The sequence below is a fragment of the Paenibacillus woosongensis genome (assembly GCF_030122845.1).
GTDB classification, from domain to species: Bacteria; Bacillota; Bacilli; order Paenibacillales; family Paenibacillaceae; genus Fontibacillus; species Fontibacillus woosongensis_A.
The window spans coordinates 4045103-4069812 of the sequence record NZ_CP126084.1; the positions used below are offsets into that span (position 1 = coordinate 4045103).

Below are 24710 nucleotides of genomic sequence, written 5' to 3' on the forward strand. Positions count from 1 at the left end.
CAATATTTGGTCTGAATGGCTGCGAGAACAAGCCGGCGATCAAGGCTCGTTTCCGAACACCAGTGTACCGTTATGGTACAAGGTGACGCGTTCCCAATTTGCATACGCGGTCTTGGTTGGATCAAAAGAATAGTCATTGCTCTCGTTGAGGTTCGCCCAGTTGCTCGCGTGATTGCGCGTCTGGATATCCCCCGTCTGCCCGCCGGGCTGCAGCGAACCCGCTGCGGCTTTAAATGTGATTTCCAGGTAGGTATCGGCGTTCGCTTTGCCCGGATTCATTTTCACGAAAGCCCCGTTCACGTTGGAGCAGCCTACCATGGCCCAGTCACAATTGTATTGCAGCTGGTCATTGCCGTCAGCTGTGAAATAATATCGCAGACTCAGCTCGCTTAAAGGCACAGCCGCAGCCCCCTTGTTCACGATATTGAAATGAGGCTTGAACTGGTTGTCGGCTGCATTCGTATCTCCGGCTTTGTACTGAACGGCCAAATCTCCGCTAGGTCCCGGGTTCGGATTTGGTCCAGGTCCCGGATCAGGATTTGGGCCCGGGTCAGGGTTTGGATTCTCGTTCGCGCCTCCGCCTAAAGGTTCTCTATGGTCTTGAATGTATTTGGAAATCCATACCAGCGGCGCATTCCAGTTGATCGTATTCTCTTTGGACACCCAAGCATCAGGAGCCGTATTCTTCGGCGCATACGATTTGGCTGCAGGCATTCCCGTCGGTGTCGCCGAATCGTTGATCACCGTATTGTTCGGCCCGCCAGACAGCCAGCCCTTCGGATACGGCACACCGCTTTGGTACTTGCCCCAGGCCCAGCGGTCATGCGTATCAGTCTCGAAGTATTGGCCGTATCCCGTAATATAGGATAGTCTCATTGCATTATTGCCCATGAAATAATCCATCGCCCGGTTCATCGCTTTTAAATAACTCAGGTTCTGGCTAAGATCGTAGGCGTACCCGAGCATTATCATTTTATTGGCAATGGCGGAGTTGGAGCCCCAGTCATAACCTTTGTTCCCCGGCAGCAGCACAGGGTACCCTTCCCCATTTAGCGTCGCCAGTGTATCGTTCGCCTGGTTCAGCACATTCGTCTTCATGGCCTGAAGATCGGAGGCTGGCAGATCGTTCTGGGCCGACAGTATGGACAGCGTTCCTGTTGTAGCAGTAGACTGCCAGTCGAACTGGGACACCTCGCGGTAATGTGGTGACGAAGTTAACGCTGCTTTGTAGGACGATGCATTGCTGTCGCCGAGCGCATAGGCCGTCAAGTATAGCTCTGCGGCCGCCGCATACCGGTCATCGCTTGTGCGAATGTCATCATAATCCCCGCCGCCCGGAGCATCCGGCGTTTGCGAGGTATAGAGAACGTTCGGATTTGCTGAGGCCCGTGCCCAGGCCTCCTTGGCAATCCCCCACATCTCTGCGGCTTCTGCTTCTTTATACGGCTTGATCAGGCGAGCCAGATGCGCCAGGTTGCGAGCTACCGCATAGGTCGCATTCGTGGAAGGCGGCTGAGCCTGACGGTTCATGCTGTTCTCGGCGTCAATATTCGTCACCGGAAACGCGCTCCAATTGTCATTATGAATTTTGTGCGAGGCCAGCCCGGTCGATGGCATAACTCCCTTCATAAACGTCGAACCGAACAGGACTTCATCGAGGACATCGGGAATGCCGTTCCCGCTCTCCGGGATGTTCAGGGAGCCGTCCGGGAAGGCCCCGGGATAACGCTCGTATAGATTCAACAGCGTCCAGGCTGATATCGCCTGATTCACGGGATAGATTCCGAAGTCCCCTGCATCCGCCCAGGAATTTTTCACATTGAGTCTTTCGCTTCCGCACCAGCTGTTATAACAGCCGATCGAGCTGTCCCCCGGATGGAGCGCTTTGTGGGCAAAGGCCGGATTGCTCAAATATTGCGCCTGAATATCTACGCCCATCCGGTGGAAATAGAAATATTCCATTGCCTCGCTGGGCAGGTCCGGATATAAATTGCCGTTAATGGCAAACGGCACGCTTTCTCCTAGTCCGGAAACCCAAAGTCTATAAGTGCCTTGTTCCGTGACAGACGAAAAATCGGCATGATGAATGCGATCGGCAGAAGCCTGATCCAGGCCATAAACATGCGTTTGTCCTTGAGCCGCCACGCTGCCTTCTGCCTTGCGCAGCTCCCAGGCAAGCGGGGATGTCGAGCTGCTGACAATCGTGGCTATTTTATCGGCCCCGGGCAAGTAACCGATTTGGTTTACCCGAATTGGGCTAGGATCGTTGTCCGCATGAATTCCTGCCGGTAACAAACCGGATATCGCCAGCATGAAAATGAGCATGATCGCGGTTAGTTTTGCAAGGTTCCGTACACTGCTTCCCGAACTCTTCATTAAATTTGTCATTCCAGCTCCCTCTTTTCGTTTTCATTTTCGTTTTCATTTTCATTAATCAAGGCTCGATTCCCCAAATGGGCTGCCCGTTCCGGTACAGCGTTACCTTCTCCCAATTTGTAAACAGCGTTTTTGTTGAATCGAAAGAATAATCATTGCTCTCATTTAAATTCGTCCAGTTGCTTCTATGGCTGCGCGTCTGAATTTCTCCACTGCTTCCTCCCGCGGAAAGGGAGCCTGCCGAAGCTTTGAAGCTAATTTCCAGATAAGCGTCAGCGTTCGGTTTGGCTGTCCCGAGCTTCACGAATTTACCGCTAACATTCGAACAGCCAACGACCGCCCAGTCGCAATTGAACACAAGAGAATCTTCCCCGTCCGTAGTTAAATAGTAGCGAAGGGTCAACTCGCTTAACGGAACCGCAGCATTGCTGTTGTTCACAATATTGAAGTGCGGCTTGAACTGATTGTCGTTGGCATTCGTATCTCCGGCCTTATATTGCACTTTCAAATCTCCTGTAGGGATGGGACCGGGTTCGCCGCCGGAGTCTTTCAGCTGGACGGCGACTGACAGCACGCCGCTTCCCGGTGCCAGTTCAAAAGATTTGGTCGCGCGGAGATTGCCTTTTGTTACTGTTACGTCATAAGTGCCATGGAATCCCCGGAAAGCGTATTGGCCATTAGCCGACGTCGTCCCGGATTGATGCGTTGTCCATTCGTCCATCAGAGCGAGGTATCTTTGCCCTGCCGCATTCAGGGACCAGTCCATGTTCACAATCGCCGCATCCGCGCCCCGCCAATGGTTACCGGCCCAGAACCCCCACATCATGATCCCTTCTACGGCCGGATGACTGAAGGCTGTTCTGTAGAGCGCTTCGAGATTGTCCGCCCTGATACTCTCATTAGGCTGGGTAGAGTCATATTCGCTAATCCAGATAGGCAAATTCAGAGTCGCCAAATTATCCAGTCTCTGCTTCACCACGATTGGATCGATCGTTGCACCGAAATGCCCCTGCACGCCGATGCCGTCGATGGGCGCGCCTTGGCTGAGCAGCTCCTGGATGTGAAGCTTGTAATCGTTGTCCCCGGGCTGGCTAATCACGTTATAATCGTTGACAAACAGCTTAGCGTCCGGATCAAGCTCCTTTGTTCTTTGGTACATGTATGGCCAAATCGAGGCACCCAGCCGGTCTTTGAAAAAGCTGCCATGCATCATTTCGTTATTTACGTCCCAATGGACGAATTTGCCTTTGAAATGATTCACGACGCTGGTAATCCGGTCATCCATCGCCTTGCGAAGTTCGCTGCCCTGTAAGCTTTGGACCCAGCCAGGCTGATATTGGTCAACCTCCCAGTGTACCGTATGCCCCCGCACCGTAATGTCATTGGCTTCGGCAAATTCCATCATGCGGTCAGCCACACTATAGTTGACATTGCCTCTACTGGTCTCATTGGAGTACCACTTGGATTCATTTTCGAATACAGCCCAATTGAAATGCTCCTTGAAAAAATCACTGTACTGGCCGTTGGACAGCACCGTACTGCTCATCGCCGAACCGAAAGGAAAACCATGTCGGGTCTGCCGTACTTCAACATTTGCCCCTGATACGGGACGGCCCTCCTCATCGGTCACCAGAATTTGCACATCGTCTTTGCGAAGCTGCTCAATCCGTGCATTGGCTTCCGCCTTCCAATCGATGTCTGCTCTTTCGGTAACTATAACGTCATCAACGTAAAAATCTACGCCTGCATCGGGACCCTCAAAATAAAGCTTTAACGATGTGACCTCACCCGAAGGCTCATACAGGAACGATCCTCTCAATGTCATCCATGCGCTGTCCGTTACCGGCGATTCAGCCACACGTAGATAGTTATCGCCGCTTCCATCGCTCTGCTGCATCGTAATCAGGATTCGCCCACTGCTGGCGTTGTTAAGGCGAATTGCGGCGGAAATATCGTACGTACGCCCAGCCGTCAGCTTGCCTTGCAGACTTTGAGCGATGCCGTGCCAATCGCTTTGCCTTCCAGATACGAGAGCACTGTAGGAGCCTTCGTACACAGGACTGCTGACAGTGCTTAACGTTTCTGTCCCGGCCATTCCTGCCCAGCCGGTGATCATTCCGGATTCGAAGCCGGGATTGTCCAATAAATTTGCAGATGCGGCTGCAGCCCGGCCCAATGCCTGGGTTCCAGGGAACAGACTGATTCCCATCGTAGCAAGCAAGACAAATACAATCGCCAAACTGATGCGTCTTCTTGCAGCAATCATCATACTCCCTCATTTCCTATTAAATTTTAAATTAGATGCCGAATCCTCCTTACTTAAAGGGAACGGCGCCATATAGACGCCGTTCCTGGTTAGTTATTAAGGTTCAATTCCCCATACCAAAGTTCCGTTCTGGTACAGCGTTACTTTGTTCCAGCTGGCATAGGAGGTTTTTGTAGCATCGAAGGAGTAATCGTTGCTCTCATTCAAGTTAGTCCAATCGCTGCTATTGCTGCGCGTTTGGATGTCACCAGTGCTTCCTCCAGGAGCGAGCGTTCCAGCCGACGCATTGAACTTAATTTCCAAATAAGTGTCGGCTCCTGTTTTACTATCGCTCATTTTGACAAACGTGCCTGTCAGGTTCGAGCAGCCAACCATCGCCCAGTCACAGTTGAATTGCAGCGGCTGTGTGCCGTCCGCCGTAAAGTAATAACGGAGAGTCAATTCGCTTAACTCAACAGGCGTTGAACCGTTATTTACGATGTTGAAATGCGGTTTGAGCTGGTTGTCGGTTGCATTCGAATCCCCAGCCTTATACTGAACGACCAAATCGCTGGTCGGCTCAGGATTCGGAGTCGTGCCGCCGCCCTGAGGAAGCGCAGAGGCCTGAGGGGAATTAACGCTGGTACCCACGCTATTGGCCGCACTGACCACATAATAATAAGTCGTTCCGTTCGTGACCGCGGTATCTGTGTAGCTGGTGCCGCTAATCGTTGCTAGTGAAGTGTATGGCCCGCCGCTTGTCGTGGAGCGTTTGACCGTATAGCTGGTCGCGCCTTGCGAAGCATTCCAGCTTAAGGAGACTTGTCCGTTACCACCCGTAGCACTGAGTCCGGTTGGTGCAGCCGGAGCCGTCGGAGGCGGGTCAACTGGTCCCCCACCGCTTGCCGGGATGGCCGGATATGCGTTTTGGACGAGCATGACAAATTGATCATGGAACCAATGGCCGGATACAGGAGCGTTTGGTAGCGCGCCCGTCAAAATACCGTACTGGGTTTGGTAAGTCGGATCACACATCCGGTCAAAGCCCTTTCCTTCGTTGTTCGGAATTTCAGAGCTGGAACCGTCGGATTCGCCGGGAGGCTTAACCCAGACAAAAGCGTCGATATGCGAAGCCGGGAATCCTGCTGGAGCAGTCTCTGGCGCTCTTCCCATGCCGGCGCCACTGTTGTTGCACCACAGTCCCCGATGCCCGCGGCGATCCACACGGCCCGAATTTACGATTTGGTCAACCGTAGAGCCAATCGCACTGGTTGGCCGATCCGGGCCTCCCCAGCCGTTACGGGATGTGTCAATAAGGAAGCCAATGCTGCTTGGCCAGCCGGCGGACACAAAGCCCGAATACAGACCCGCAGCAAAATCAGCTTCGCTGAAGTATGGATTCCACTCATAGAAACTAGCGGATCTGAGCGGCGTACCATTTACATTTTGGTTCGGATCCGGTAAATTCGGCTCTACCAATGGTGTCGTATTCGCCGTGTTCAAAGCGAAGCCGTCGACGCTGGCAAAACCGGCATTCGTAGCTTTGGCCACTTGTGTATATAACTGGATGGTGCCTTGACGATTATCATCCCATCCGAGCCAGCCCGAGTGGCCAATATCTAGATAAGTGTATACGTTAGGGATGACAGCCAGCTTATTGAGCGTATATTTGATAGCATCGACATAGATTCCGCTGGAGTTGGCTGCAGCGCATGCCGGAGTGCTAAGGTTGGTAACCAGGTTCGGAAGGCTGTCCGGCTCAATGACAGTAACAATCCGGATATCCTGGTATTTAGGCTTGGAGAAAATATCAGCAATCACATCGATATAGTCAGTCTTATACGTTTGCAGGCCCGCTTGTGTCAATGGCAGCTCCCCATTAGAAGCCAGGGCATGACAATCCCGGCCAGGCAAATCATAGATGACGAACTCCGCAACAATTGGCGTATTGCCTTGCTTTTGGGCCAATGCAGCGTCCAGATGTCCCTCGAGACTGCGGCGGTTGCCGTTATCCTCGCCGCCGTAAATCGCCGCGATGCGGTCAAGCCACACGTAGGTATTATAGGATTTGATCGTTTCCATTTTCGCTTTCAACGTGTTGTCGCTGACTCTAGCAATCGAAGTATCGATCAATGCAGCATAGTCGGGGTTGATATATTTTGTCGCGCCAACGTAAGGGTTGTCTACATGGGCCTCTGCCGCCTGAGCGTTTTGATTCCCAAAAGGGGTTAACATCGTGACAACCAGTGCCGAGATCAACGCAAGCATCGCAGTGCGTTTGGGCAAATACTTTATCATTTCTTTCAGCTCCTGTTATAAATTTTATTAAATTAAACCATTCGCTTGGGAAATGTATGCGCTCTCAAAATGTAGCCGATCGAATATGCAGTTCCTGTTGTTTTCCCTTCTGCCCTTGCTCTCCTTTCTTGAGTCATCCCGAAATATCTCATGGAAGTTAACTGATTGACCCTTGCTCTTCACTCCTTCCGTAAACATTTTGTCATTAGGCCGAGAAAATCCGACGAAATGACGTAAAAGATAGAATAGCCGACGACAAACAATGTTTAAAAAAAGAGAATGTTCGCCATCTAGACACAAATATACCATAAATAGTAAAAATAATACAAGATTTAACGGAAATTTTATTTTAATTAAGTTTAAAATTTACACTAACAAAGTAAATTTTGTTAGCGAGGGGAGATTGCTGTCGTGGACTTACCAAAAAAAACTGCGCGAATTACGCGCAGTCTGCTCTTTAATATATATGATTCCCACAATCAATTTACGGAATATATAGAACTTGCCCTTCCGCTAAGTTGTGTTCAGCTAACCGATTGTAAAGCTGCAGCTCCCTTGTGCTGAGATTGTACCGCTCGGCAATTTCGTCCAAGGTCTCTTCGCGCTGAACGATAACGAGCCGGATTTTCCGAAAGGGGGTCTGCTCTTCCGCATTGCCGATGAATAAGTTTTTCCAGCGAACTTCTTCCTCGTCCCCGTGTTCTTCGGCGGCTGCCTGTACGCTGCCTTCTTCCTGTTCCAACGAGCCTTCCGGCTCTTTATTGGGCCGTTGAGCGGATAACAGCTTAGTGATGCCAATATCGCTTCCCTGTACCGTTTCATCCACCTTCTTGCTGTTGAGGGCAATTTTCAGCTCTTTTTTCTCCTCGGGCTGAGGGCGAATTTCCGGCTCCGAATCTTCATGAGCCACATCTCCAGCAGCCTCTGGTTCGGTGGATGCCGACAAAACCGGCTCAGACTCCGCGCCTTGCTCCGAAGAAGCCGCTTGGTCCGCTTCCCTCGACACAGCCTGTACGACCTCGGCGGCATCACCCTCGTGTTCGCTTATAGACGGAGTTTCAAAATGATACTCCTCCAGTTCGTCACGGCCTTCTTCTTCCTTGAACGAAGCTAAATTCTCTTCCGCTTGCTGCACAGCCTCCCGGATCTCATCTTCAGAAGCCGCCGCCTTGTCCTTCCATAGCGATGGGGATGAGAGCAGCGAATCGTCCGTCCAGGAGATCACGTTCTGATGGGGGGGTTCTGGAAAATCCGGCAGACCCGGAACCTCGGCAGCCTCCAAAGAACTTTGCCACTGAGGAGCTTGATTCTCCCTGTCTCCAGACAACGGTCCCTCGGAGATCTGCTCCGCCAGTTGGTGTTCTTCTTGTCGCAATGTGTCCTTTGGTAATGGCTGCTCTGTCAGGCCAACCTCGTCCGGTTCATCCTGATGAGATTCATGTGCAGCTATAAATTCCCTGTCATTCCATTCTTCGCTCCCCGTTAACGTAGTCGTCTCAATCCCCTTAAGCGACAAAACCCCGGTAATATTCAAACTGCGGGCACTCAGCAGATCTACATCAAAATTGTCAATTTCGACGGCGATCTCCTCCAGTTTGTTAACCCGGCTTAGCGGAATCGTGATTTCAACCGGGATCCAATGCTCCAGCTTGCAGCTTTCCCCCTGCCCCCGGTATAGTCCGGACAACAGCAAATGCCCGCGAAGCGCGGCATACTCCTCGCCAGGAATCACCTGGATTTTCGGAATGAGCTCTATTTCCTCCAATTCCTCAATTCCAACCACATCTTCCGATAAATGAACACGCTCATAAATATCAAACCTCAGACCGTAGGATTGATCAGCCAAGAAAAGATACCTCCTTTCAGCATTTCCAAACATGATTTCGCATCCCATGGATGACATGGTCCAAATCATCGCTCGTTTTATTTATATGCTTGAAAAAGGAGTGCATGCCTGGTTTTTGCCGATCGAACACCGCTCATCATGGCTTTGGCTTTTATCCAATTCCTGCGTTGGCTAGGCCCGAAGCTGCTTAAGCAGCGCTTTCCAGCTTGCAGGCCAAGGGTCCTGCACGGACAAGGTCTCTCCCGTAAGCGGGTGGGCAAACATCAAGCTCTCGCCGTGAAGCGCTTGATGGGGCGTCAGCTTGGTACTGCCCCCATATAAAGCGTCCCCGATAAGAGGATGGCCCGCATAGCTCATATGAACCCGAATCTGATGCGTTCGTCCCGTCTCCAGCGTGAGGCGCACGAGGCTGGCATCCGAATAGGCCTCCAGCAGCTCTACGCGTGTTACTGCATGCTGGCCCGACGGAGATACGCGCCTTCGAGCTCTATGATGCCGATCCTTGCCGATTGGCTGGTCAATTACGCGGAGCGCCGGACTTACTGCGCCTTGTACCAGCGCAACATAGACCCGGCCGATTTCCTTGCGCGCCATCGCCGCGTCCAGTTTAAGCTTGGCATAAGTATTCTTGGCATATAGCACCGGACCGGACGTGTTCTCGTCCAGCCTGTGTATATGCTCGGGCGCAACGGGCTCGCCGCGTTCCGAGTAAATCGCTGCGACCATATTGGCTAAAGTCGGCTGCGGGCTATGTCCATCGGGATGTACTTTAACCCCTGCAGGCTTATGTACAACGAGGCAAAAATCATCCTCGTACAAAATTTGCAGCGGGAGCTCCGGCTGCATAGGCTCATACTGCGATATCCTTGGCGGAAAAAGCCGCAGGCGCAGACGATCTCCCGCCAGCTTAATCCCCTGCTCGGCTTCAAGTGTGCGCCGAAGCTTGGCAGGAAGGTCCAGTTCGCCTTCCAGCCAGGCAAGCGCCGCTTCATAGCGGTCACCGCTCGCCGGCCTGGGGAGCCTGCCGGGCATCAGCTCCAGCCACTCTCCCCGTCTAGCGCCTGCGATCCGTAAACTCACAGCTTCTGCAGCGCTTTGCGATGCGCCTCGATCGTAGCATCAATGTCCTCGTCGGTATGAACGCCGGAAACAAACATGCCTTCAAACTGAGACGGGGCGATATTGATCCCCTCCTGCACCAGCGCGGCAAAATAGCGGCGGAACAGATCTAAGTCGCTGCTCTTGGCCGTATCATAATTAACGACCTGCTCATTCGTAAAGAACGGGCATACCATGGAACCTACGCGATTAATCACGCTAGGGATTCCCGCTTCCTTCGCATTCGATTCAAGCCCTGCCTGAAGCTTCGCCGACAAGCGCTCGAGACGGTCATAAACCTCAGGCGTAAGCAGCGACAATGTAGTGAAGCCGGCAATCATGGCCAGCGGGTTCCCGCTTAGCGTACCCGCCTGATAGATTGGGCCCGAAGGAGCGATTTGCTCCATAATTTCGCGTTTGCCGCCATAAGCCCCAACCGGCAGTCCCCCGCCGATGACTTTACCTAGGCAGGTCAAATCCGGAGTAATGCCAAACAGTCCTTGAGCAGAGTGCAGGTGAACGCGGAATCCGGTCATGACTTCATCAAAAATAAGCAGGCTGCCGTATTCCGTTGTAATGCGGCGCAGTCCTTCCAAAAATCCAGGCTGCGGCGGTACGACGCCCATATTCCCTGCGACCGGTTCCACAATGACGCCGGCAATTTCTTCGCCGAAGCGTTCGAAGGCCAGTTGAACGGATTCCAGATCATTATACGGAACGGTAATGGTGTTCGCTGCGATGCTCTCCGGCACGCCCGGGCTGTCCGGCAGCCCCAGTGTTGCTACGCCGGAACCCGCTTTGATGAGCAGGCTGTCGGCATGGCCGTGATAGGAGCCCTCAAATTTCATAATTTTGCTGCGTCCCGTGTAACCCCGAGCCAAGCGGATCGCGCTCATCGTCGCCTCCGTGCCGGAGTTGACCATCCGCACGACTTCAATAGACGGCACGCGCTCTGCTACGAGCCTGGCCATCTGTGTCTCAAGCAGTGTAGGCGCGCCAAAGCTGGTGCCCTTGGCAGCCGTCTCCTGCAGCGCCTTAACGACCTCCGGATGGGCATGTCCCATAATAAGCGGGCCCCATGATCCCACATAATCGATATAGCTGTTGCCGTCGATATCGTAAATGTGCGAACCAATACCGTGGTCCATATAAATCGGCGTCAGCCCAACGGACTTGAATGCGCGTACCGGGCTGTTAACTCCGCCCGGCAGCACTTTTTTCGCTTCTTCAAATGCCTGATAGGACCGTTCTTCCCCTTTGCGTCCGATAGTTGTACTCATTGACGTCACGCTCCTTGCTTTGTCATTGATCTATGGTCTGTCCTCGAATTCCGAAGCATAATTCAGGTATGCTAATTGCGTCCTTCGCGCAGCCAGCGCGCCGCATCTTTGGCAAAATACGTAATGATGATGTCAGCTCCCGCGCGCTTCATGCCCAGCAGCATTTCGCTCACGATCGCCCGCTCGTTAATCCAGCCTTGCTGGGCCGCCGCCTTGACCATGGAATATTCGCCGCTCACATTGTAGGCCACGATCGGCAGGTCGAATTGGTCCCGAAGCATGCGGATCACATCCATATAGGCTAGCGCCGGCTTAACCATAAGCATATCTGCACCCTCTAGCACATCTGTCTCCGCTTCGCGCAGCGCTTCGCGGGCATTGGCCGGATCCATCTGATACGTCTTGCGGTCGCCGAATTGCGGTGCCGAATCTGCTGCTTCCCGGAATGGGCCGTAGAAGGCCGAGGCGTATTTTACGGAATACGACATGATTGGCACATGGGTATAGCCTGCTTCGTCTAGTCCGTGGCGAATCGCTTGGACGAAGCCGTCCATCATATTCGATGGAGCGATGATGTCAGCTCCCGCTTGCGCCTGTGACACTGCCGTCTTCACCAGCAGCTCCAATGATTCGTCGTTCAACACGTCCCCGCAGACATGGCCATCCCGTTCAAAGGTGTGTACCATGCCGCAATGGCCGTGATCCGTAAATTCACATAGGCAAGTATCCGCGACCACAAGCAAATCGGGATACCATGATTTGATGAGCCGGGTGGCTTCCTGTACGATGCCAGTTTCGACGAAGGCCGACGTGCCTACGCTGTCCTTCTGTTCAGGAATGCCGAACAGCAGCACCGCCGGAATGCCGAGCTCCACGATCTCCTTCACTTCCTCCTGAAGACGGTCTAAAGAGAAGTGGAACACGCCCGGCATCGAAGAGATTTCATTTTTTACATTGCTGCCATAGGTGACGAATATCGGCTGTACGAAATCATCGACGGTAATCACGGTTTCGCGCACCATACCGCGAATCGCAGCCGATTGCCGCAAACGGCGGTGTCTTACGATTGGAAATGTCATAGTTGGTGTCGTCCTTTCAATTGATCCCATCCCACCCAAACCCTCCCTTGTCGTAAGGGAGGGCTCCAAGGGCTGCGCCCTCTGGACTCCCGCAATCGGAATAACGTAGGAGGGGCAGAGGCGCTCCTGCATCGCTGTCCCCTGGCGGGGATGCGCTTAGGTTTGGTGCGTGGAACGCTTTTCCCCCTTCGGGTACGTCTTACTTTTGGCGCCCCTGGTCACCCTGGGTAAACATTCTGCTCAAACCTGCAGCGGTCGACGCTCCCGGGCAAGCTGCGTACAACCAGTCGCTTGCCGCCCTGACGGGCCCGCTCTACGTTAGACGCTCCTGCTGTCTGGGTGGATGGAGTTTATTTGGCTGTATTGAGTTAGGCTGGCTGTAAGGGGCGCTGTCCCCTGCGGGGATACGCTCACTGCGGCGCAAAATATATAAATTATGAGGGCTAATCCATAGCTAATCACGATTGCTTGCACGCCAGTCGCAAAGGGATTGGACAAGGCTGTTGATCGTCGATTCCTCAGCCACCATATCGACGTTGAAGCCAAGGTCCCTAGCCGTTTGCGCGGTAAGCGGGCCAATGCAGGCGATGGCAGCGCCAGACAAGGCTTGAACGGGGTCTGCAAGCCCCATTCCCTTCAGGGCTGCAACCAGGTTCTTTACTGTCGACGAGCTGGTGAAGGTCACGACATGAATGCCGCCCTCTTCGACGAGCTTCAGCAGCTCATCGTCCTCTTCACCGGCAGGCACGGTTTCGTACATCACGGCATCGGTGACGGTCAGGCCCTTCTCCCGCAGAACCTCTGGCAGCCAATTACGTCCAAGGTCTCCCCGCGGCAGCAGCACCTGCTGTCCGGCGTGCATTTCGGCGCCGTACGCCTCGAACATGCCTTCGGCCTGGTATTGTCCTGGCAGCTCCTCTGCGGCAATGCCGCGGGCGCGCAGCGCTTCCTTCGTTGCCGGCCCGACTGCAGCAATTCTCGCTCGATGAAGTGAGCGGACATCTTGTCCCAGTTTCTCCAAGCGCCTGAAGAAATACTCCACCCCGTTGACGCTTGTGAAGAACACCCAGTCATACGTCTCCAATCGGCTTAAAGCCGCATCCGCATAAGCGATCTGTTCCTCGTCCTCAGGCAATCGAATATCGATGACAGGGAATTCGTACGGCTCACCGCCCAAATCCTCGATCTGCGCAGCAAGCTCGCTGGCCTGACTGCGGGCGCGGGTAACTAGCACGCGCGTGCCAAACAGCGGCAGGGTCTCCGCCCACTTCAAATGCTCGCGCTGTGTCACGACGTCTCCTACGACGATGACGGCCGGTGGCTGGAAGTTCGCCTGCTGCACTTTGCGCTCGATGTCCTCCAGCGTGCCGGTCAAGGTCTCCTGTTCTGCCCGCGTCCCCCAGCGCACGAGAGCGACGGGCGTATCGGGAGATCTTCCGTACGTTATCAGCTGCCTGCTGATGTACCCGATCTTGGCTACGCCCATCATGAAAATGAGCGTCCCCGTCGCATTCGTGACCTTCTCCCAATTGATGGACTTGTCCAGCTTCTCAGGACTCTCATGTCCGGTAATGATGGACAGGGAGGAAGCCATGTCCCGGTGCGTCACCGGAATGCCCGCATAAGCAGGAACCGAGATTGCCGCGGTAATTCCCGGCACAATCTCATAAGGGATTCCATGCTTGCGAAGCAGCTCGGCTTCCTCGCCGACCCGGCCGAAAATCGTCGGATCGCCGCCCTTCAGACGGACAACGGTCTTCCCCGTCAGCGCCAAGTCCACGAGGAGTTGATTAATCTCCTCCTGCTTCATCGTATGACGGTCCGGCAGCTTGCCTACATAGACCTTCTCTGCACCGGGCTTCATTTTCCTCAGCAAGCTGGGATTGGCCAGCCGGTCGTATACGACGACATCCCCCTTTTCCAGACACTGCAATCCCTTTACTGTAATCAATCTAGCATCGCCGGGTCCCGCCCCGACTAAATATACCTTTCCAGCCATCCCATCACTCACTCCCTGACTTCCGCCAAAATTTCGTCCGCTCCTCTAGAAATCAGCTTAGCTGCAACCTCATCGCCCAGCTTCAGCGGATCCTCGCCAGTCAGGACATCCTTCAGAACAAGCCGTCCGTCCGGCGTTCCGACCAGCCCCGTCAATTCGATGCGCGCTCCTCCCGTTCCAATCCCGGATTCCTCCTGCACCAAGGTAGCATATGCGCCGATCGGAACCTGGCAGCCACCGTTCAATACGCGCAGAAATTGGCGCTCTGCAGCGACGGTCAGCTCGGTATCCCGGTCATTGTACAGCGACAGAAGATGACGCACCTCCTCATCGCTTTCACGGCATTCAATGCCCAGCGCGCCCTGGCCGACAGCAGGCAAACATACCTCAATCGGCAAAAATGAGGTGATCCGATCCTCCCAGCCCATCCGGTACAAGCCCGCCGCAGCAAGGATTATGGCATCGAAGCCCTCGGTCTCCAATTTGCGCAGCCGGGAATCGATATTGCCCCGAATCCATTCCAGCTTCAGGTCCGGACGGTATTTCTTCAGCTGACTCGAGCGGCGCAGGCTGCTCGTACCAATCTTTGCTCCTTGCGGAAGCTCATCCAAGCTCAGGCCGTTCTTTGAAATCAGCGCATCCCTAGGATCGACCCTCCGCGGAACCGCACCGGTTACGAGACCTTCCTGCAGCACGGATGGCATGTCCTTCATACTATGTACCGCCATATCGATTTCCCCGCTCAGCATGGCCTGCTCGATTTCCTTCACAAACAAGCCTTTGCCCCCTACCTTCGATAACGTTACATCCAGAATACGGTCGCCCTTCGTCACGATCTTGCGAATTTCGAAATCATAGGGCAGCGCATGCTCCTCGCATATCGCTTTCAGCGCATCAATAACCTGACCCGTCTGCGTCAGCGCCAATTGGCTCTGTCTAGTTCCGACGACAATCGTACGTTTTTTCATCTTTATTCCTCCTGATATGCATCAATCCATGCAGCTAGCTTCTCCTCGCTCCAAGGCTGAAATCGTCCTTCACGAATTTCCGTCAATATATCCATTTCGGCTAACGCTTTAAACAATAGCTGGCGTCTGCCCCGGTCAAGCACCTGTTCTTTAATCCTTACCCTGATCTCGCTTAAAAAATCGATATATGTCTCGTAGTGCTCCCCGATTAGCGCGTCGACTTCCTCACAAAGCCTGCGGGAAACTGTTGGACCTGCTCCAGAGGTCGATACGGCCACGATCAGGCCGCCCCGGCGGATTGAGGCCGGCGTTATAAAGTTGCCCCGGGCTCCGTCGCCGGTATCGTTCACCGGCATGCCCCGGCTCTCCGCCTCCGCAACGACGGCTTCGTTCACCTGACTGCTGTTCGTTGCCGCATATGCCAAAAAAGCCCCGCTTAAGTCACCCTCCCGATATTCCCGATTTATCCAGTGCAGCTGCCCCTTCTCGTAACAAGACATCAAGTAAGGGGTTAACGAAGGGCTGATGACGATCGTCTCTGCAGAGGATGCCAGCAGCGCGCCAGCCTTCCTTTCGGCGATTATCCCGCCGCCAACGACGACGCAGCGTCTTCCCGCGCAGTTTAGCATCACGGGAATATAATGCGGGACGTTCATGCTCACCACTCCCATATCCAGCCATGGCCGGCGGATCATACATACGTCATTTTACATTGATAATAGCATAACCTACCATCCTTTATTTTGCCACGTCCGCCGCCAAAACATAATCTATGCCCTCCCATAGCGCCAAAAAATGCCCTGCACCCTCCGTTATACAGATTGCACCCTAATGCAATACGAGAATAAACAGAAGGCTCAGGGCATACAATGATGATCCCGGCATATATTCAAAGATGAAGATCTAAGCGGCTCACCGCTTTAAACAGATACCTTCACGAGCGGAAGCTCGGTCTCTGTTTCGAGTGACGGCTCTTTCTTCTTCTCTTTTTGTTCTTGTGTAGAAATTTCCTGAGTCGCGCTATTCTGCTGATCCGCAGCCGTAGAAGATTCAGACAGAGCTTCGAGCTGCTGCTCCAGCGCAAAAATTTGCGTGAACATTTCGAGCGCCTCCACTCCATGTTCCTCTCCGGCCATTTCCTTGATCCGGTTAATCGGATCATGCATCATCTGATTCACGATGCTCTTGGTCAAACGCCGTATGACCTTCCGCTGCCGCTCATCCAGCTCAGGCAGCTTATTGAACAGGCTCTCCATCGTGCTCTCATGAATCGAAGTCGATTTCTCCTGCAGTGCGCGAATGACCGGTCTGACGCCAAGCGTTTGCAGCCAGTTGGCGAACGCGCCCATCTCCTCTTCAATCATCCAATCGATTTTGAGAGCTTCGCTGCGGCGCATTTCCATGTTGCTCTCCACAATACCTTCCAGATCGTCAATATCATATAGGAACACATTGTCAAGCTCCCCGATCGCTGGATCGATATCGCGAGGCACCGCTATATCTATAATGAACAATGGCCGGTCCGGCCGCTGCTTCATACTGTTTTGCACCTGAGACGACGTTATGACGTAACCGTCCGCCCCGGTAGAGCTGATCAAAATATCGATGTCCAGCAATCGCTGCATCGCTTCCTGCATCGAGCACGGGATACCGTCGAACTTGGCTGCCAGCTCCTGTGCACGGCCGAAGGTACGGTTAGCCACAAGCACCTCTGCCGCCCCGCCTCCGCTCAAATGCTTCGCCGTCAGCTCGCTCATTTTGCCGGCGCCGAGGATAAGCACCTTCTTCCCCTCGAAGCTGCCGAATACCCGCTTGCCCAGTTCAACAGCTGCATAACTTACCGATACGGCGCTTTCGCCGATCGCTGTCTCCGAATGGGCTCTCTTGCTTAGCGTGATCGCCTGCTTAAATAGCATATTAAACCAAGTACCCGTAGCCTTCTCTTTTTGCGAGAGTAAAAAAGCGCTCCGAACCTGACCTAGAATTTGCGTCTCGCCAAGCACCATTGAATCAAGGCCGCATGCGACCCGGAACAGATGGCGGATGGCCTGTTCGTCCTCATACATGTATAAATGTTGGGTAAACTCTTGTCGAGGAATGCCAAACCACTGCTCCATGAAGCTGCGGATAAAATAACCGCACATATGCAAGCGGTCAACCACGACATAAATTTCCGTTCTGTTGCAGGTTGCTATAATGACGCCTTCCAATACACTCTTGGTGCGTTTCAACTCTTGCAACGCTTGCGGCAAATCCCGTTCGGCAAAAGTAAAACGTTCCCTGACTTCCACAGGCGCTGTTCGATAGTTCAACCCGACTACGACGATGTGCATTGCAAGTTCACCTGCCTTGTTAAGATGTCATAGCATCGATCGAAAACAAACTATGTTAATTATATCACAGGACTGGCAGATTCCCCGGTGGTTTTAATGAGCGTTTTATGAACTCTTTATGAAGATAACCAAAAAAATTTCGCCAAAAAACAAATAACCATGGAATTGCTCCATGGTTATCCTATTCTACCCAATTTTCCGCAAACTATGAGCTACGAAACCACTGAGTCTTTAATTTCTTCTTTATACGAGCTCCACTTGATTCATAACCGGCGTTACGACCTCAAGCTCGCCCAGGCCGCGAATGAGCTTCTTCGCGTACATCTTCTCCGGCTTTAATACGGACACCAGGTAATCGATCGCCAATTGCGGATCAACCGTTTCTCCACAAGTATAGCAATCAATAGCAGCAAACCCTCTCTCAGGATACGTATGAATCGAGAGATGGCTCTCCGACAACAACACAAGTACCGTCGCACCTTGCGGTTCGAACTGTTTGGATTGCACGGACAATACCGTTGCTCCACAAGATTCAGCAGCTTCCACCAAATGAGCTTGCAATAGCTCTGCATTGTTCAGTACCTCAAAGTCGACTCCCCAAGTATCAACAGCAACGTGTCTTCCGAAAGTTGAATATTCCATCCTTCGGTTCCCCCTTCCTAGGAATAAAATGTTTGAAAAAATTTCATCCGCTAGGACCTACGTCATTCACTTCCCGAGGGAAAAATCTCTCGCAACATCTCCATGTCCTGAGTGAATCCTGGTTCCTATATTCTTTTCAACGAGATTAAAAATACCATCTATCCGTGACAAATGCAACACTTTTCGCAAAAAAAGTTTATTTGTTGGCCCGGAAAAAAAACTACCCTAGCATTAGGGTAGTTTTCCTTACCACTTTATGTCATTGTCTCGTCAATGGTGACAGCCGTCTAGAAAAATATTTATAGCCTCTTCAGGCTTCCAGAACAAACAAACGGCGAGTATGCTTGCGAAGTTCGCTATCGATCCGCTGTACAACCTTGGCGTCCTCAGCGACAAAGCGCTGATCCAGAAGAACGTTCACCTCGCGATGAATCTGTTCAATCTCCCGCTCCACATCATTGTTGCGGTAAATCCGCTGCAGCTCGCCAACCGTATCCTTATGTTCATAAACCAATTTGTAGGAATCACGGGAATACTCTACGATTTTGCGTACGCGGCCCTCTTGATAATAATACATCATCATGAATCCGTTATAAATGCGCGTAACCATTCCCGAGCCTTTGAAGGCGGCAAACAACAGTCGCATGACGTTCGTTAAATGGGGTTTTTCCAAGCGGAAAGACAATTCACAGACATAATATCCGTCCTTACGGTCAAAAGGCAGATGGACTTCTTCTCCGCTATCATCCTCCAGCACCACCTCTTGGCCGCCATTATCGAGCACTTTCACCCGCTGGCGCACATGAGGATCGTATACCTTGTGAATAAACTGGGACATCTGAACTTCCGACAATCGTAAACTGGCATTAACATATTCTGTGGCTAACCGCTGAGCCATAAAAATCTCCTCAATTCTTTTAGCAATCCTTAATCATAATTATACACTACTCATTCAAGGTATTGCTCAGCGTCCAAAACGTGAATTCCTGCCATTTTTCAGAAAAAAACGGATTTAGCCGTTCTCAGCTGCAAAAATCCCCCTGCATGCTCACTTTCCTGCTGTAACTCCTTCAAATCCCTTTGCTATCCATCGATTCTTATAATTTTTTCATTCGGAGGCATCCTGCTCGGCCGGCTGCTCCTCAAGAATATGACGGCTAATATGGCTCCACAGCTCGTCCTTGCCGATTCCCTCTTCGGAAGAGAACATGACAAACTCATCCCTAGCCCGAAGGACGAGTGAATCCTTAATAATTTTAATATGCTTCTGCCAGCGGGATTTTGGAATTTTATCCGCTTTTGTTCCGACCACGCAAACCGGCAGATCGTAATGCTTCAGCCAATCGTACATCATTTCGTCGTCCTTAGTTGGGGGATGCCTTAAATCAATAACGAGAAGAATCAGCTTTAGGCGGTCCCTCTCGAGCAAATATTTCTCGATCATCTGCCCCCATACCTGGCGCTGCGTCTTCGATACCTTGGCATAGCCATATCCCGGCAAATCAACGAAATACAACTGATCATTAATGCGATAATAATTCAAATGCTGCGTCTTGCCCGGCGTCGAGCTGGTGCGCGCCAGGTTCTTTCGGTTAATCATCCGGTTGATCAGGGATGACTTGCCAACGTTGGAGCGCCCGGCCAGAGCAATCTCCGGCAGGGCGTCTCCTGGATATTGATCAGGGCGTACCGCACTGATCACAAATTCTGCATTCGTAACTTTCATAGGTGAATTCCTCTCTAATGGATCCCGGATTGGTCTACAAGAGCGTGCTCCAGTACCTGGTCCATATGGGACACAGGCACAAATACGACTTCTTCCTTCACGCTGTCTGGAATATCCCGCAGGTCGCGCTCGTTATCTTTAGGGAGCAAAATCTTCTTGTAGCCTGCGCGATGGGCCGCCAGCGATTTCTCTTTCAGGCCGCCGATCGGCAGCACGCGTCCCCGCAGCGTGATCTCGCCAGTCATCGCCACATCTTTGGAGACATAACGGTTCGTCAGCGCGGAGATCAGCGCCGTAGCGATCGTAATGCCTGCGGAAGGCCCGTCTTTCGGTATGGCGCCCTCCGGAATGTGAATATGAATGTCGTTCTTCTCATGGAAATCAAGCGGAATGTTCAGCTCAGCCGCCTTGGATCTCGTATAGCTGAAGGCTGCCTGTGCCGATTCCTTCATGACGTCGCCAAGTTTCCCGGTCAAGGTCAGCTTGCCGGTACCCGGAACGACGGTGACCTCGATGACGAGGGTTTCGCCGCCGACTTCCGTCCAGGCGAGGCCGGTTACCGTCCCAATCTGATCCTCCAGGTCGGCTACACCGTATCTGTATTTCGGCACGCCTAAATAGTCCTTGATGTCATCCGGCCCGATTACGATACGTTCTGCATCTCCGGAGACGATAATCTTGGCCGCTTTCCGGCATAACGCCGCAACCTGCTGCTCCAGATTACGCACACCCGATTCCCTGGTGTATTCCCGGATCGTCCGCAGCAGACTCTCTTCGCCGATCTCGAGCTGCTCCGGCTCGAGCCCGTGGTCGCGTTTCTGCTTCGGAAGCAGATAACGCGATGCGATTTGCAGCTTCTCAAGCTCGGTATACCCCGGAATATAGAGCATTTCCATCCGGTCGAGCAGTGGACGCGGAATGTTATGCACTGCATTCGCCGTCGTTACGAACATGACATTCGACAAATCGAACGGGAGCTCGATGAAATGGTCGCTGAACGTGTTGTTCTGCTCGGGATCCAGCACTTCCAGCAGCGCAGCAGAAGGGTCCCCGCGGAAATCGGAGGCCATCTTGTCGATCTCGTCAAGCAAAAATACGGGATTCAGCGTCCCCGCCGTCTTCATGCCCTGGATGATCCGTCCCGGCATCGCTCCTACATAAGTGCGGCGATGGCCGCGAATTTCAGCTTCATCCCTAACGCCGCCCAGTGAAATCCGCACGAACTCCCGGCCGAGCGAGCGGGCGATCGAACGGGCTAGCGATGTTTTCCCTACCCCCGGCGGCCCTACTAGGCAGAGGATCGGTCCTTTGAGCTTCTTCACGAGCTTCTGTACCGCCAAGTATTCCAGCACGCGCTCCTTCGGCTTATCAAGGCCGTAATGATCCTCGTTGAGCACTTGCTCCGCTTTGGCCAAGTCGAGGTCATCCTCGGTTCTCTCGTTCCAAGGCAGGCTGAGCAGCCAATCCACATAATTGCGAATGACGCCGCCTTCTGCAGAACTGGCCGGCATCTTCTCGAGGCGGTCGATTTCTTTCTCGGCCTTCTCCCGGACGTGCTCCGGCGGGTTCTTCTCCTCCAGCTGGGCGCGCAGCTCCTCCGCTTCGCCAGCCCGGCCTTCCTTCTCGCCTAGCTCCTTCTGAATCGCCTTCATCTGTTCGCGCAAATAGTATTCCTTCTGCGTCTTTTCCATTTGCTTCTTGACGCGCTGGCTAATTTTGCGCTCCAGTTCCAGTACTTCGCGCTCATTATTCAATATATCGAGCAGCTTCTCCAGCCGTTTCCTTACGTCGATTGTCTCCAAAATCTCCTGTTTGTCCTTGATCTTTAGCGACAAATGGCTCGTAATGACATCCGCCAGGCGGCCGGCTTCCTCAATATCAGACACGGCAGCCAACGTCTCCGGCGTCACTTTCTTGGACAAATTGATATAGTGCTCGAATTGGTTCAGTACGGTACGCATGAGGGCATCTACCTCAGGATCAAGCACTTCCTCTTCAGGACGCTCCTGAGCAAGCACCTCGTAATGCTCGTCATTGTCCAAATATTCAATTATTTCGGCGCGCTCTACCCCTTCGACCAATACACGAATCGTACCGTTAGGGAGTTTCAGCATCTGCCGAACTTTCGCTACTGTCCCGATGCGGAATATATCTTCCTGGGTCGGCTCTTCTATGTTCACTTCGGATTGAGAACAGAGGAGAATTAAATTGTCGTCTACCATCGCTTTTTCCAGCGCCTTTACCGATTTCTCCCGGCCTACGTCCAAATGCAACACCATGCTCGGATAGACGAGAAGGCCGCGCAAGGGCAACAAAGGAAAACGACGGCTCTTGGATTTATGGGATCCCATCGCTTTCGCACCTCCAAACGTTCTCGTAAGATATTAGTCCTATTTTAGCAAATGTTTCTTGAAAACACCAACGAAGAGCGACTGCTCCATGCAGCCGCCCCATTGAAAAGCCCTGGGGGATTGCTTCGTCAAATCCCTTCAGATTCCATTTGTACAGCCTTACAGTGTTCCGCTCTGCGGAGACTCGGCATGCAAAAACGGGGCTGGAGCCGGTACGAAAGAGTCGCTTCCCAAGGACAGGTCAAAGTTCTTCTCGGCTTCAGGGCCGAACACATGGCGGAACACCTCGGATACCGATTCCACCGGGATCACTTTGAGCCCCTGCAAGCCTTCAAACAGTGTCTGCCAATTGTCCTTTGGGATGAGCACGGTCGTCGCCCCTGCCTGAAAAGCCGCCTCAACCTTGGCGACGACTCCGCCCACGGGCTTCACTTTGCCGTGAATGCCCAGTTCACCGGTCATCGCGATCCGGTTGTCCACAGGCACCCGCTTGATTGCGGAAGCAATCGCCGTTGCGATTGCGAGCCCTGCGGAAGGGCCGTCGATCGGCGTTCCCCCAGGAAAATTGATATGCAGGTCATAATTCGCCGGATGAAGGCCGATGCTCTTCAGCACGGTCAGTACATTTTCCACCGAGCCTTTCGCCATGCTCTTGCGCCGCAGCGTTCGGTTGCCGCCACCGATTTCTTCTTCATCGACTACGCCGGTGATCGTGTATAAGCCTTTCCCTTTCTGGGCGGGGACAGCCGTCGCTTCAATTTCCAGCAGCGTGCCCATGTTAGGACCGTATACCGCAAGACCGTTGACAACGCCGATTTCCGATTGTTCATTGATTTTGCGATCAGGACGCGGCGCCAGCTGGCTGCTCGTAGCCACCCATTCCAAATCCGATGCGAGCAAATGATCGCGCTGCTCGGTTAGAGCCAGCCCTGCGGCAAGCTGAACCATGTTCACTGCTTCCCGACCGTTCGTCGCGAATTTCTTGATGACCTCGATCGCCTCGGGGCAGGGCTGAAAGCCGATTCTTTTAACCGCGTCCTCGGCGATTTGGGCGATCTCGTCCGGCAGCAGCGGGCGAAAATAAATTTCCATGCAGCGTGAACGAAGGGCTGGAGGGATTTCATGCGCAGAACGTGTCGTTGCCCCAACCAAGCGGAAGTCGGCTGGCAATCCATTTTGAAAAATGTCATGGATATACGCTGGAGTCCCCGAATCCTCAGAATTGTAATAGGCGCTTTCCAGATAGACCTTGCGGTCTTCCAGCACCTTTAACATTTTATTCATTTGAATGGAGTGAAGCTCACCAATTTCATCGATAAAAAGAATACCGCCGTGCGCCTTCGTCACCGCTCCCGGTTTCGGCTGCGGAATTCCCGCCACCCCCATGGCGCCAGCGCCTTGGTAAATCGGATCATGAACCGACCCGATGAGCGGATCGGCAATGCCCCTTTCATCGAATCTGGCAATCGTCGCATCCATTTCAACAAACTTGGCGTCTGACTTAAAGGGCGATATCGGGTTTTTCTTCGCTTCCTCCATCACCACTCTGGCCGCTGCCGTCTTGCCGACGCCTGGCGGGCCATAAATAATGACATGCTGGGGATTGGCGCTGCATAATGCAGCCTTCAAAGCCCGAAGCCCATCCTTCTGGCCAACGATGTCATTCATAGTCGCCGGACGCGTACGCTCAGCAAGCGGCTTCGTCAGCGATACCGCCCGCAATTTGCGCAGCTTCTCCATTTCCTTGCGCGACTCCTTGTCCACCGCAGTCCGGTTCCCCCTCTGGCTGCGAAGCTGATTCCAGAAATAAAGGCCAATCACCACGGCGAAAAACATTTGAACAGACATCAAAACTACATTCAGTTCCATTATACAGAGCCTCCCACACTTTTACTGATACATGGTAGTATTGCCCTATTCACTCATCATAAAACGCAAATAAAAGCTAAAATGTCATTAAGAAAACCGTCGATTGACGTTATTTCCTATAGAATTCAGGTCTGCTTAAGGAATTTTTTAGTCGGTTTGCAGATACGGCCCATTGGGAATGTAAACAAACTGGTTTTTATTAGTCACAAGGAAATATGAGTGGAAGAAGACTGAACGTGGATCGTGGAGATACTATAGAAAAGAAACGGTTAATGGTAAAGGTTACTAAATGTATTTCCTACAGTTAGTTCAACGCTTTTAGCTAAGTCGAAGGCAACTAACTGCAGAACCTGCATTTATTTTAGGGCTATTACGGCATTTCAGTCCAATTCAGGCGAATTAACTGCATGTTTTACATTTAGTATAGGTAACTTCTATAAAATGAGGGAAACTAGTTGTATATAGTGCATTTAGTATTCCAATCGACTATAGAAAGCAAGGTAACCCGGGGATTTTGCGTAACTTGGGGGACTCAAACCAAACTATACAGAGTACCAAAAAAAGGATAAGCACACCAACAAACGATGTAGTATACCAGCA

Annotated in this window: 16 protein-coding genes; all 16 read right to left on the minus strand. The window is 52.6% G+C overall.

Annotated elements, in window-relative coordinates:
* Nucleotides 1–39: 39 nt before the first annotated feature.
* The 16 genes from QNH46_RS18520 to lonB all read right to left on the minus strand — a co-directional run bounded on the left by QNH46_RS18520 (nt 40) and on the right by lonB (nt 24110).
* Nucleotides 40–2388 (minus strand): glycoside hydrolase family 9 protein, encoded by a 2349-nt coding sequence (locus QNH46_RS18520; protein ID WP_283925550.1) that lies wholly within the window; start codon nt 2386–2388, stop codon nt 40–42.
* Nucleotides 2389–2434: 46 nt separating this feature from the next.
* Nucleotides 2435–4642, minus strand: coding sequence for an endo-1,4-beta-xylanase (locus QNH46_RS18525; RefSeq protein ID WP_283925551.1), 2208 nt, complete (start codon nt 4640–4642; stop codon nt 2435–2437).
* Nucleotides 4643–4738: 96 nt separating this feature from the next.
* Nucleotides 4739–6919, minus strand: a complete 2181-nt coding sequence (locus QNH46_RS18530; protein ID WP_430691848.1) for a glycoside hydrolase family 6 protein — start codon at nt 6917–6919, stop codon at nt 4739–4741.
* A 484-nt stretch (nt 6920–7403) separates the two neighbouring features.
* Nucleotides 7404–8765, minus strand: a complete 1362-nt coding sequence (locus QNH46_RS18535; RefSeq protein ID WP_283925552.1) for a LysM peptidoglycan-binding domain-containing protein — start codon at nt 8763–8765, stop codon at nt 7404–7406.
* A 171-nt stretch (nt 8766–8936) separates the two neighbouring features.
* The gene (locus QNH46_RS18540; protein WP_283925553.1) at nt 8937–9845 is read right to left on the minus strand and encodes an RluA family pseudouridine synthase; all 909 of its coding nucleotides are present in this window, start codon (nt 9843–9845) and stop codon (nt 8937–8939) included.
* The gene (hemL, locus tag QNH46_RS18545) at nt 9842–11143 is read right to left on the minus strand and encodes a glutamate-1-semialdehyde 2,1-aminomutase (RefSeq protein ID WP_283925554.1); all 1302 of its coding nucleotides are present in this window, start codon (nt 11141–11143) and stop codon (nt 9842–9844) included. The genes QNH46_RS18540 and hemL overlap by 4 nt, the downstream gene beginning before the upstream one ends.
* Before the next feature lie 71 nt (nt 11144–11214).
* Nucleotides 11215–12222, minus strand: a complete 1008-nt coding sequence (gene hemB / locus QNH46_RS18550; RefSeq protein ID WP_283925555.1) for a porphobilinogen synthase — start codon at nt 12220–12222, stop codon at nt 11215–11217.
* 454 nt (nt 12223–12676) lie between these two features.
* On the minus strand, nt 12677–14221 hold the full coding sequence (gene cobA / locus QNH46_RS18555) for a uroporphyrinogen-III C-methyltransferase (RefSeq protein ID WP_283925556.1): 1545 nt from the start codon (nt 14219–14221) through the stop codon (nt 12677–12679).
* An 8-nt stretch (nt 14222–14229) separates the two neighbouring features.
* Entirely contained in the window at nt 14230–15189 is a 960-nt protein-coding gene (gene hemC / locus QNH46_RS18560) for a hydroxymethylbilane synthase (RefSeq protein ID WP_283925557.1), read from the minus strand.
* Nucleotides 15190–15191: 2 nt separating this feature from the next.
* Nucleotides 15192–15884, minus strand: a complete 693-nt coding sequence (locus QNH46_RS18565; protein ID WP_283925558.1) for a precorrin-2 dehydrogenase/sirohydrochlorin ferrochelatase family protein — start codon at nt 15882–15884, stop codon at nt 15192–15194.
* A 225-nt stretch (nt 15885–16109) separates the two neighbouring features.
* A complete protein-coding gene (gene hemA / locus QNH46_RS18570; protein WP_283925559.1) occupies nt 16110–17522 on the minus strand; it encodes a glutamyl-tRNA reductase in 1413 nt (470 codons plus the stop codon).
* Between the two features lie 243 nt (nt 17523–17765).
* Nucleotides 17766–18164 carry an adenosylmethionine decarboxylase gene (gene speD / locus QNH46_RS18575; protein WP_155611501.1) on the minus strand — a complete coding sequence of 133 codons (399 nt, stop codon included), beginning with the start codon at nt 18162–18164 and terminating at the stop codon, nt 17766–17768.
* Nucleotides 18165–18474: 310 nt separating this feature from the next.
* Entirely contained in the window at nt 18475–19062 is a 588-nt protein-coding gene (locus tag QNH46_RS18580) for a non-ribosomal peptide synthetase module (protein WP_155611500.1), read from the minus strand.
* 210 nt (nt 19063–19272) lie between these two features.
* Nucleotides 19273–19890, minus strand: a complete 618-nt coding sequence (yihA, locus tag QNH46_RS18585) for a ribosome biogenesis GTP-binding protein YihA/YsxC (protein ID WP_283925560.1) — start codon at nt 19888–19890, stop codon at nt 19273–19275.
* Between the two features lie 14 nt (nt 19891–19904).
* Nucleotides 19905–22241 carry an endopeptidase La gene (lon, locus tag QNH46_RS18590; RefSeq protein WP_283925561.1) on the minus strand — a complete coding sequence of 779 codons (2337 nt, stop codon included), beginning with the start codon at nt 22239–22241 and terminating at the stop codon, nt 19905–19907.
* Between the two features lie 159 nt (nt 22242–22400).
* The gene (gene lonB, locus QNH46_RS18595) at nt 22401–24110 is read right to left on the minus strand and encodes an ATP-dependent protease LonB (RefSeq protein WP_283925562.1); all 1710 of its coding nucleotides are present in this window, start codon (nt 24108–24110) and stop codon (nt 22401–22403) included.
* Between the last annotated feature and the right edge of the window lie 600 nt (nt 24111–24710).